This window comes from Protofrankia symbiont of Coriaria myrtifolia, from assembly GCF_900634755.1.
GTDB lineage: Bacteria > Actinomycetota > Actinomycetes > Frankiales > Frankiaceae > Protofrankia > Protofrankia coriariae.
Genome location: NZ_CAAAFS010000040.1, coordinates 1 through 10,492 on the forward strand (window position 1 = coordinate 1; position 10,492 = coordinate 10,492).

Genomic DNA, 10,492 nt, shown 5'->3' on the forward strand with positions numbered 1-10,492 from the left:
AGACCCTCGCCGCCTACTGCCAGCGAATCAACGACTCAGGACACTAGCCGACGGCGACCGTGGGTGCGCTGGACGTGTACACGAACAGGCCTTCGGAGGTGGCGTCGTCCGCGTCCGGGCACGGGTCCTGGTACCAGAAGCCGCTGCCCGTCACCGCGGTGACCACGCCACGCACGTCGGACACCGACTGGCCGCTCCGCGGGGAGATGTGCGCGCTGCCCTGGATGTCACGGATGCGGGTGGTGTAACCGGCGCAGCCACCGCCGTGGACCTCGCTGATCACCACGTCGGGTGAGGCCGGGAAGGCCGGGGTCGCGACGATCCCGGTGAGGCTGAGGCCACCGGCCAGAGCCGCGACGAGTACAGGCGGCAGCATGCGCCGCACGAGGGAGCGGCCACGAGGCGAGGGACAAGAATGATCCATGGATGGGCTCCTGACCGACAGCGCGCGGACAGCGACACGAGCCCGTCATCTCTATCGAGCGGACAGTGCCGTTAGCGTCAGCTAAAGGCGACGGTCAGTGAACAGATGCGTGAATTTCTGGCGTGACGGTCAGGCCAGCAGCGGGAGCAGGGCGTGGATGTCGGCGAGGGCGCGCAGCTGGTCGGTGAGGTGGGTGCAGGTCGTCGGCCCGGTCATGGAGGAACGCAGCTCGCTGCGCAGCCCGGGCAGGCGCTGGCCGAGCACCCGGTTGACGCTCGTCGCGGCGAGCGGGCACTGCGGGCCCGGCAGGACGCGGGGTGTCGCCACCGCCGCGTTGATCGTCGCGGTGGCGAGGTCGATCGTGGCGTTGACGGCGTACTCGTGCACGATCGCTTCCGAGCCGTCCAGGTCGTGGTAGATGTCCCGGAAGAGCCCGTCCACCACGGCCTCGCCCGGCCGTGGCCCGGGCGCCACGTCGATCCTGCGCCGCCGTCGGATGCTGCCGGGCGGCAACGGCGGCGCCACGTGCCAGCCCAGTGGATCGCTGTCGTCCTCCAGCCTCGGGGCGTTCGGCCCGCGGCCCAGGAGAGCGGACGGATCCTCGCGGTTGGCGACGTCCAGCCCGCCGCCGGCCACCCAGCCGGCGCAGACGTTGACCGGCGGCATCCTGACGTCGGTGAACGGCACTCCGGCGGTGCGGACGATCATCGAACTCGAGATCAGCATGACCACGGGCACCTCGTCGAGGAGCAGTCCGAGCAGGGTGCCTCCGGCGGTCAGCTCGGGCACGGCCCGGTCCAGCGCGGTGCGGAAACCCGATCCGGCCCGGGCGCCCAGCAGCGCGTCACTGCCGGCCACCGCCGGATCACAGTCGATCGAGGTGACCGTCCGGTCGCCGAAATAGTCGATCGTGACCTGGACGCCGGCCTCGGCCACGACCCGCGCGTCGCTGTCCGTTTCCGCCCGCTCCCCGATGGTGCGCAGGTCGCGTGCTCGGCCGACGATCACCACCGGACTTTCGGTGCCGTCCGGGCACAGGACGTCAACTGTGCTGGTACGGCGCACCGAGCCGGGGAGGCGCGGTGGCGTGTCAGCGGTCGGCCCGGTGGGGGAGAGCCACTGGAGAGCAGTCGTCGTCACCCTTCCCAGGGTTGCACCCCGAACCACCGATGGCTCTGTGGCAGCCCGTTCGGAGCAGAGAAGTTGGCAACGTCACGTCCTCCGTGTCATCTCCGCGGTTGCCGGCCTGTTGCTCGATGGTTCTTCGAACCACCGAGCAGGCCAGGGACCGAGGCTCTCCGGATCCGCCGGGCCCGCCGCCTGCCGGCCGGTCCGTCAGGTGGACGGCACCGTCTGCGTCGTCCACGAGAAGACGCCCGGCGTGCGTGGGTTGGCGGTGACCCGCAACCACTGCGTGGCGGTGTCGCCGAAGGTCTCCAGCCGGGTCAGGTTGGGTACTCCGGCGTAGTTGGGTTCCACCTCATAGATGTGCTCGTCGCCGTGCACGAGCAGGACCGGCTTGCCGTACCCGCGCGACCGTTCGGCGATGCGTCGGCGGATCTCGGTGAAGCCCGGGGTCTCGGTGGGCTCGGCCTGCATCAGCAGGAGTACGCCGGGAGCGTGGGTGCGCTCGGCGGTGGCAAAAGCGGTGTCGATCCAGTCGAGTGCGGCGGCCTTGCGTGCCTCGAACTCGGCCAGCCGCAGGTCCGGCCGGTCCCCACCGGGCAGCTGTGACCACGGTGCCAGGTCGTTCTCGCTGCCGACGACGTGCACGGTGGCGAAGACGATCCGGTTCCGGGTGAAAAGCACGTTTTCGCGGTACTCGCGGTGGCGTTGGTCGGATGCCTGCGTCGCCACCCTCAGCTGGTGACGGCCGAGGGTACGGCCCGGTTCCGGGAAGAACACCCGGCGAACCGCCTCCAGGCGCTCGGTGGGTAGGTATCCGCCGGCGGCCGTACGGTGGCAGTCGGTCCATTCGTTGTCGCCGGGTGTCAGCACGAACGGATCGTCGAACGTGCCGAAGAGCTGTACCAGATCGGCGAAGCGGGCGTCGTCACAGGTGGACGAGCCGTTCTTGACGTCGCCGGCGTGCAGCACGAAGCGTATGTCCGCATCGGCGTTGACGGTGTCGACCAGGTGCGGGAGGACGGCGCGCTGGGCGTCGCCGTAAGGAGTGTCGCCCAGCAGCGCGAAGGTGACCGCGGGCCCGTCGGGCCCGTCGGGCCCGGCGGGGCCGGGATTGCCGGGTGCGGCGATGGCGGTACCGGCCGGGACGAGTCCCACGACCGCAACGGTCGCGGCAAGCGCCACTGCTAACAGGTGTCGTCGCATGCGATGACTCTCGACACCTTCGACCACCGGCCGGTGACGACAGTTCGGCCACCGGGCGACGCCTGGTCGACAAGCGCAGTGCGCTGACACCTACGGGCTGCCCGGCACCGGCTCGTGGAAGATGCGGGACCGTCTACGACGGCGTCCACCGGAATGACGGAGGGTTGACCTTTTTCACCGGCTTTCCGGTCGGTGCCCGCCGGCTGCCGATTTTCAGAATCAGGAAGGCGGTGGATTCGGCGAGATAGAAGACGAAGAGCGCGGCGAGGACGACGCAGCCGGGGACCAGGACGAAGAGAAAACCGGGAAGGGTGACGGCGACGAGCGCGGCGAGCTGCCCGAACCCCGGGCGCCACAGCGTGGACAGCCCCGATTTCCGGACGCCGGCGAGTCGCACCGCCGCCCACATCAGCCACCGCCGTAAGAAGGCCACATCGAGTTCACGCATTGCCCAGCGGAAGATCCCGTCCGCGTCGGCGTGGTCGAAGTCGCCGGCGTCGGTCAGTTTCCACAGCCAGTCGTGCAGGATGGCCGCCTTGGTGTAACGCCCGTATGTGGGTACCAGCCAGGTGAGGAAGCGTGGGACCGACGCGAAGTCGGTCGTAAACCCCGTCGGCACGGTGAAGACCTGTTCTTTTCCCTCGTAGCTGACGGGTTCCAGCAGGCGCCAACGGATGTCGTCGATCTCTTCGACGGCGATCCTGTCACTGAGAAAGGGCATGTGTCCCTCGTCGTTCGTTCCGCGGCGTTGGGGGCGAGGACGGGCAGGCCCCGGACGATAGCCGGAGCCAGGAGGACGACCGGAGCCAGGGGGACGGTTGCGGGATCAGGGGGACGGCCGGAGCCGGGCAGGGGACAGGATCGACTCGTACAGGCGGGCGGTTCGCTCCGCCACGGCCTGCCAGCCGAACTCGGCGACGGCGCGGTCCCGGCCCCGCCGGCCCATCGCGTTCGCGCGCGCCGGGTCGCCCAGCAGCGTGTTGACGGCTTCGGCGAGCGCTGCGGGGTCCTCTGGCGGGACGAGCAGCCCGGTCACACGATCGTCGACGACCTCGGGGATGCCACCGACCCGGGAGGCGACCACGGCCGTCCCGCAGGCCATGGCCTCCAGGTTGACGATCCCCAGCGGCTCGTACACCGACGGGCAGACGAAGACGGTCGCGTGCGTCAGAAGCTGGATGACCTCGGGTTTGGACAGCATGCCCGGGATCCACACGACGCCCTTGCGGGTGTCGCGCAGCCGGTCGACCTGCGCGGTCACCTCCGCCAGCAGGTCGTCGGTGTCGGGCGCCCCCGCGCAGAGCACGAGCTGGGCCCGCGGGTCGAACCCGGCCGCCGCCTTCAACAACACCGGCAGGCCCTTCTGCCGGGTGATCCGTCCGACGAACACCACCGACGGCTGCTCCGGGTCGACGCCGTAGCGGGCGAGGACGTCGGTGGCCGGATCCGGGGTGTACTCGTCGGTGTCGATCCCGTTGCCGATGACGTGCACCCGGGTCGGGTCGACCGCCGGATAGGCCGACAGGACGTCCGCTCGCATGCCCCTGCTCACCGCGATGACGGCCGACGCCGACTCGATGGAGACCCGCTCACACCATGACGACAGCGCGTAGCCGCCGCCGAGCTGTTCGGCCTTCCACGGCCGCAGCGGCTCGAGGGAGTGCGAGGTCATCACGTGCGGGATCCCGTACAGCAGGGACGCCAGGTGCCCGCCGAGGTTGGCGTACCAGGTGTGCGAGTGCACCAGGTCGGCGTCCGCGGCAGCGGCGGTGGCGGACAGGTCGGCCGACACCGTCCGCAGTGCCTCCCCGGCGTCCGCGAGCACCTCCCACGGCCGGTGCGCACGTACCGTGAGGCCGTCCGGGCTCGGGCGGTCGGCGCCCTGGCAGTGCACGGTCAGGTCCACCAGGTGGGCCAGCTCGCGGGCGAGGTACTCGACGTGCACCCCCGCGCCGCCGTAGACCTCCGGTGGGTACTCCCTGGTCAGCAGTGAAACGCGCATGCCCGCCCTTGTGGTTGGTGACCTGTGCCTGGTGGCCGGCCGAACCCCGGACCCGGGCCCTGGGTCCGGGCTCCGGAGCCCGGCCGAAGACCTGAAGCCGGCCGAAGCCTGTGGAGCCGGTCGGGCTCCGGCTCCGGCCGGAACGCTGAACGCCTGCTGTCAGCAGGTGATCGTGACACCCTTCCCGACGACGGTCACGCCCTCCGGGCTCACGGTGAACCCACGGGCGCGGTCGTGCTCCTTGTCCACCCCGACCTCGCCGCCTTCGGGCACGATCACGTTCTTGTCGAGGACGGCGTTACGGACCACGGCCCGCCGTCCGATCACCGTGTTGTGCATGACGACCGCGTTCTCGACATGCGCCCACGAGTTCACCCGCACGCCCGGCGACAGCACCGAGTGGCGCACCAGACCACCAGAGATGATCACGCCGTTGCTGACGATGCTGTTGACGGCCGTGCCGGTCCGGTTCGGGTGCTCGTGGACGAACTTCGCCGGCGGCAGGGACGGGACGTTGGTCAGGATGGGCCAGTTCCGGTTGTACAGGTTGAACACCGGGTCGACCGCGCACAGGTCCATCTGCGCGTCGAAGTAGGAGTCCAGGGTGCCGACGTCACGCCAGTAGCCGTGATCCCGCTCGTTGGCCCCGGGTACGTCGTTGGAGGTGAAGTCATAGACCTGCGCCACGCCGGCCTTGGCGAGCATCGGGATGATGTTCCCGCCCATGTCGTGGACGCTGGTGTCGTCGTCCGCGTCGGCCCGCAGCGCGTCGATCAGGACGTCCGTCGAGAACACGTAGTTGCCCATGGAGGCGTACGTCTGCTCGGGGCTGTCCGGCAGGCCGGGCGGGTCGGCGGGCTTCTCCAGGAAGGCGTCGATGGTGTAACCGTCCGCGCCGGGACGGATCACGCCGAACTGTGTGCCGTCGGCCCGCGGGACGCGCAGGCCGGCGACGGTGACGCCGGCTCCGTTGGCCAGGTGCTGGTCGACCATCTGCCGCGGGTCCATCCGGTAGACGTGGTCGGCGCCGAAGACGACCACGATGTCCGGCTGGTCGTCGTGGACGAGGTTGAGGGACTGGTGGATGGCGTCTGCGGATCCGGTGTACCAGTGGGGGCCGAGTCGCTGCTGGGCCGGTACCGGGGTGATGTAGTTGCCGAGCAGGTTGCTCATCCGCCAGGTGGTGGTGATGTGGCGGTCCAGGCTGTGGCTCTTGTACTGGGTGAGCACGCAGATACGCAGGTAGCCCGCGTTGACCAGGTTCGACAGGACGAAGTCGATCAGCCGGTAGAGGCCGCCGAAGGGGACGGCCGGCTTGGCCCGGTCGGCGGTGAGTGGCGCGAGCCGCTTGCCCTCGCCTCCCGCCAGCACGACACCCAGCACTCGTGGTCGTGGTCGTGACATCCCAGACCTCTCAGGGTGACGCCGATGCTTGTAACTGCTTGGTTTCTAATGGTTCAGATAACACAGTGTGATTGCGGTGAGTGACTGCGCTGTGTCGTCATCGACCGGTCGGGCACGGCCGCGTTCGGCCGGGCCGACAATGCCGAAGCCTAACAGCGGGTAGTGGAATTCGGGCTCCGGACCGTAGATCCGCGACGACCTGCCACCGCCGGGTTTACCGTCGCCCCGCCAGCCGGGCCGCCCCCGGCGCCCGTGACAAGGATCATCCCGCTGGACGCCGGGACACGGGCCTGCTGCCGGCGTCCACCCAGGTGGCCAGGCTGCCCGTGCGCCAGGTCGTCTCAGGTGCCGGGCCGCCCGGCATGTTCCGGCTCCGGGGCGGCGCCCTGGCCGCCTGCGGACGGTCGCAAGTGGCTGCTGTCGGTTGAAAGGACGGGGCCGGTTGGAAGCTGGCAGCTGAAAACTGGAAGCTGAAAAGTGGAAAGAAGCTGAAAAATGGAAGAAGGCCTCCCGGCGGCGCGAAAAGCGCTTTTCGCGCCGCCGGGAGACCCGTGCCCCGGTCCTGTTCCGGAGATACTGCGCGGTGATTACTTTATGCGACTGGCCTGGTCAGGTCGTAGACGGTCGTGCCGCCGATCGTGGTCGTGGTGAAGGTCTGCTGGACCCATGTGGTGATCGCGCTGGCGGTGCCGCCGGAGCCGCCACCGCGGCCCATGCCACCGCTGGCGAGGAAGTAATGGATCTTCCCGGCTTCGACGTACTCCTGGAACTGGGCCAGCGAGGGGGCCGGGTCGGTCCCGTTGAAGCCGCCGATAGCCATCACCGGTACACGGGTGGCGAGCTGGACGCCGGCGGCGGAGTTGGATCCGATGGTGGCCGCGACCCAGGTGTAGCGCTCGGCGTTCTGGGCGAGCGCGGTCACCAGTTCGGCGTTCGGCGTCCCGGCGTCGAGCAGCCCCCCGAGGCCGCCGCCCCGGCCGAACATCGCCGCACCCTGCTGGCCGAAGCCGCCACCCAGGCCCGTCGCGCCCCCCTGGCCCGTCGTGCCGCCCTGGCCCGGCACAGCGCCCTGGCCTCCCGTCGCGCCGCCCTGGCCTGTTATGCCGCCTGGTGGCATCCCCTGCGGGACACCGCCGCCCGGACCGTTCATCCGGACGCCGCCGCCGAAGCCTCCGCCGCCGAAACCGCCTCCGCGAGGGCCGCCGCCGAAGCCGCCGGTGGGCCCCGCCGACGGGAGGGCGCCGGTGTGGGGGGTGGCGGCCGTCTCGACCGCGTAGGCCGCGGGCCCGATCAGCGTCACCAGGATGCCGGCGGCGGCCAGCACCGTCGCGGCGCGACGTGCCGGACGCGCGGGAAGCACCAGCGTGAGGATCAGCGTGACGATCGCCACGGCACCGACAGCGATCACGAGCGCTCGCAGCCACGGCTGCCAGTCGGGCGTCCGGTGCAGCAGGACGTATGACCACGCCGCCGTGGCGGTGACCGCGGCCGCCAGGACCAGGCAGGACCCGAGCCGGTCGCGTTCACGCCACAGGTGGACGCCGCCGATGCCGACGACGGCCGCGGCCCCGCCGGCGCGAGCGCGATCGTGTAATAGGGGTGGATGATTCCTTTGGCGAGGCTCAGGGTGACGCCGGTGACGACCAGCCAGCCGCCCCAGAGCAGCAGCGCGGCTCTGGTCCGGTCGGTGCGTGGGGCGCGTCCGCGCATCGCGATCACGGCTACCATGATGATCAGTGCCGCGGGGATGAGCCAGGAGATCTGCCCGCCCATCTCCGTGTTGAACATCCTGGTCAGGCCGGTCTCCCCCCAGCGGCCGCCAGTGCCTCCGCCGCCTCCGCCGACGCTGCCGGCCTCGTTGCCGTTGAGCCGTCCGAAGCCGTTGTAGCCGAAGACGAGGTTGAGGATGCTGTTGTTCTGCGACCCGCCGACGTAGGGCCGGGAACCCTTCGGCCACAGCTCCACGGCCGCCACCCACCAGCCGGCGGCGACGAGCATCGCCACCCCGGACAGCAGCAGCCGGCCGATCCTGTGTCGCAGCGATATCGGCGCGGCCAGCAGGTAGGTGAGCGCGAAGACCGGCACGACCAGGAAGGCCTGCATCATCTTCGCGAGGAAGCCGAAACCGACGAAGACACCCGCCCAGACCAGCCACCTGGCGCTGCCCGTCTCCGCAGCCCGGACGGTCGCGTAGGCGCCGAGGAGCAGCAGCAGGACGAGCAGCGCGTCGGGGTTGTTGAACCGGAACATCAGCACCGCGGCCGGTGTCAGCGCGAACACGGCCGCGGACAGCAGCGCCGCGGCCGGGGAGAACCAGCGCCGGACGGTCACGTACAGCACCCCGACGGCGGCGACACCTTCCAGCGCCTGCGGGACGAGCACGCTCCACGGGCTCAGCCCGAAGATACGCACCGAGATGTCCATCACCCACAGTGACGCCGGTGGCTTGTCCACGGTGATGAAGTTCGCAGCGTCCGAGGAGCCGAAGAAGAACGCCGTCAGGTCCGACGACCCGGCCTGGACGGCGGCGCTGTAGAAACTGTTCGCCCAGCCGGAGGCGCCGAGCCCCCAGATGTAGAGCACGGCCGTCCCGGCCAGCAGGGCGAGCAGCGCGGGACGCACCCATGCCGGATCGCTCTCCCGGCCGCGCAGGAGGCTTCGCGCCCACCGGCCCCCTGCCCGGGAACCGGCGCCGGGGCGGCCGGGTGCCGCGGCCGGGGCGGGCGGAATGCCCGCCCGCTCGGGAACGGTCGTGGTCATGGCCGGATCCTCGCCGTCGGTCCGGGCTGCTGTCGAAGGTCGGGAGTCACCGTCATGGGACCTGATAGTGGGGTTTCAGTCTGACGCTGACCTGATGTGAGCCTGGGAGCCGACTGAGAGCCTGTCCAGGTCTGCCCAGGTCAGTTTGCTCAGCTCCAGGCGGCCGGCCGCTGGACGGGCAAGACAATGTGGCCCGGGGTGCCGAGCCAGGCTTCCTGGCCGTGTGGAGTGACGGTCATGCCGAAGCGGTGGAACCTTGGTCTACCGGCATTGATCCACGAGTGGTAGGCGGCCTCCAGTTCCTCCCACAACCGGCGTGGCCCACACTGGAGGACTTCGTATCCTTCGTCCTCCGGATCGTCCGCGAAGGAGGCCCACGATCGGGACCGCGCATGTGACAGGCGAAGAAAGACGATCCCGGTCTCGGGATCGGTAGCACTTCCCGCGATCATTCCGGGGCATGCCAGCCCCAGGGCGAAACCCGCGTCGTGGTTCTCGAACACCTCGCGTGGACGAACGGGCGTGAAGCTGATCTGGCGGTTGTCCTCGTGTGTCCACCACAGCGGAGCGCCGTCACGATGGCTGCGTATCTTCATGAATGCCGCGGTGCTCTGAAAACGCCCCCGGGCGGTTCCATCGTCTGTGACGGTCAGTGACAGGAGTGCGCACTGTCCGAAACTTCCGGCGAGCGGTAGGACGATCCGGCCGCCCGGACGGGTCTGCTCTACCCAGGCGTAGGGAACGGTGCTGACGCTCGCCGTGGCCATGATTCGATCGTAAGGTGCACCGTTGGAGTAGCCGCGTGTGCCGTCATCCGTGACAATGGTGACCGGAATTCCAAGTCTGGCTATCGTCGCGCGGGCGTGATCCGCGATTACGGGGTCCACCTCGATCGTGGCTGTCCGGCCCGTCTTCGATCGTTCGGCGATGAGCGCCGCGTTGTATCCGGTTCCGGTACCAATTTCGAGGACGTCCATTCCCAGTTGGACGTCCAACATGTCCAGCATCTTCTTCATGACACCGGAAGCGCTGCTCGAACTCGTCGGGAAGATGCCCCTGCCGACACCGTACGTGTCGGCTCCGTCGTCGACCTGGATGATGACGGGTGCGTCGCTGTCGACCGCGGCCTGCCAGCGTTCGGGTTCTTTGGCCCGATTCAGCGGAACCATCCATGAGCCATCACCGTTCACCCAGATCACGTTGGGAATGAAATCGGCTCTTCTTACACCTTCCCCGTGCCGTTGCATATCGAACGCCTCTTCTTCTCCTGCCCGGAACCCGTGCCCTCCCCGTCGCCCGTGACCACTACCGTTCCGCTACCGTTACACGCGGCGCAGTCGTTTTTAGGTTTCGAGTGTTTTCCTATGACGCTTCCCTGAAAGACCGTGCGCGCGGGTCCTGGCGGAAAGGCGCAGCGCCGCCTCGGGAAACCGCCGCGCAACGCCAGCTCGACATAGTCCCGCAGATCGGGCAGCTCCGTCAGGAGTTCCTGGATCAGCCCGTAGACGAGCCTGGGCAGGTAGGGCCGTTCCACAGCGGCAGACTACCAAGATTCCGCGTAACTAGTAGAC

General features: G+C 69.3%; 10 protein-coding genes. All 10 read right to left on the minus strand.

Going from position 1 to position 10,492, the window contains the following annotated elements; translation table 11 throughout:
* Positions 1-43: 43 nt before the first annotated feature.
* Positions 44-376 carry a hypothetical protein gene (locus tag CM1CMNOD_RS24260; RefSeq protein WP_193353084.1) on the minus strand — a complete coding sequence of 111 codons (333 nt, stop codon included), beginning with the start codon at positions 374-376 and terminating at the stop codon, positions 44-46.
* Positions 377-553: 177 nt separating this feature from the next.
* A complete protein-coding gene (locus CM1CMNOD_RS01995) occupies positions 554-1,564 on the minus strand; it encodes a DUF2889 domain-containing protein (protein WP_131772063.1) in 1,011 nt (336 codons plus the stop codon).
* A 195-nt stretch (positions 1,565-1,759) separates the two neighbouring features.
* Positions 1,760-2,707 carry a metallophosphoesterase gene (locus tag CM1CMNOD_RS02000; RefSeq protein WP_202797664.1) on the minus strand — a complete coding sequence of 316 codons (948 nt, stop codon included), beginning with the start codon at positions 2,705-2,707 and terminating at the stop codon, positions 1,760-1,762.
* A gap of 181 nt (positions 2,708-2,888) precedes the next feature.
* Positions 2,889-3,476 carry a DUF1353 domain-containing protein gene (locus CM1CMNOD_RS02005; RefSeq protein WP_013872011.1) on the minus strand — a complete coding sequence of 196 codons (588 nt, stop codon included), beginning with the start codon at positions 3,474-3,476 and terminating at the stop codon, positions 2,889-2,891.
* Positions 3,477-3,581: 105 nt separating this feature from the next.
* Complete coding sequence (gene glgA, locus CM1CMNOD_RS02010; RefSeq protein ID WP_013872012.1) at positions 3,582-4,757, minus strand: glycogen synthase; 1,176 nt, start codon at positions 4,755-4,757, stop codon at positions 3,582-3,584.
* 159 nt (positions 4,758-4,916) lie between these two features.
* A complete protein-coding gene (gene glgC, locus CM1CMNOD_RS02015; protein WP_013872013.1) occupies positions 4,917-6,161 on the minus strand; it encodes a glucose-1-phosphate adenylyltransferase in 1,245 nt (414 codons plus the stop codon).
* Between the two features lie 592 nt (positions 6,162-6,753).
* The gene (locus CM1CMNOD_RS22740; protein ID WP_013872014.1) at positions 6,754-7,569 is read right to left on the minus strand and encodes a hypothetical protein; all 816 of its coding nucleotides are present in this window, start codon (positions 7,567-7,569) and stop codon (positions 6,754-6,756) included.
* Positions 7,566-8,921, minus strand: a complete 1,356-nt coding sequence (locus CM1CMNOD_RS22745; protein WP_013872015.1) for an ArnT family glycosyltransferase — start codon at positions 8,919-8,921, stop codon at positions 7,566-7,568. The genes CM1CMNOD_RS22740 and CM1CMNOD_RS22745 overlap by 4 nt, the downstream gene beginning before the upstream one ends.
* Before the next feature lie 149 nt (positions 8,922-9,070).
* Positions 9,071-10,090, minus strand: a complete 1,020-nt coding sequence (locus tag CM1CMNOD_RS02025; protein WP_241245601.1) for a methyltransferase domain-containing protein — start codon at positions 10,088-10,090, stop codon at positions 9,071-9,073.
* Positions 10,091-10,143: 53 nt separating this feature from the next.
* Complete coding sequence (locus CM1CMNOD_RS02030; protein ID WP_013872017.1) at positions 10,144-10,455, minus strand: hypothetical protein; 312 nt, start codon at positions 10,453-10,455, stop codon at positions 10,144-10,146.
* Between the last annotated feature and the right edge of the window lie 37 nt (positions 10,456-10,492).

Excerpts from the sequence above, each read along its gene's own strand:
- CM1CMNOD_RS22745 (WP_013872015.1), bottom strand. The coding sequence starts at position 8,921 with ATGACCACGACCGTTCCCGAGCGGGCGGGCATTCCGCCCGCCCCGGCC.
- CM1CMNOD_RS24260 (WP_193353084.1), bottom strand. The coding sequence starts at position 376 with ATGCTGCCGCCTGTACTCGTCGCGGCTCTGGCCGGTGGCCTCAGCCTC.
- glgA (WP_013872012.1), bottom strand. The coding sequence starts at position 4,757 with ATGCGCGTTTCACTGCTGACCAGGGAGTACCCACCGGAGGTCTACGGC.
- glgC (WP_013872013.1), bottom strand. The coding sequence starts at position 6,161 with ATGTCACGACCACGACCACGAGTGCTGGGTGTCGTGCTGGCGGGAGGC.
- CM1CMNOD_RS02025 (WP_241245601.1), bottom strand. The coding sequence starts at position 10,090 with ATGGTTCCGCTGAATCGGGCCAAAGAACCCGAACGCTGGCAGGCCGCG.
- CM1CMNOD_RS02005 (WP_013872011.1), bottom strand. The coding sequence starts at position 3,476 with ATGCCCTTTCTCAGTGACAGGATCGCCGTCGAAGAGATCGACGACATC.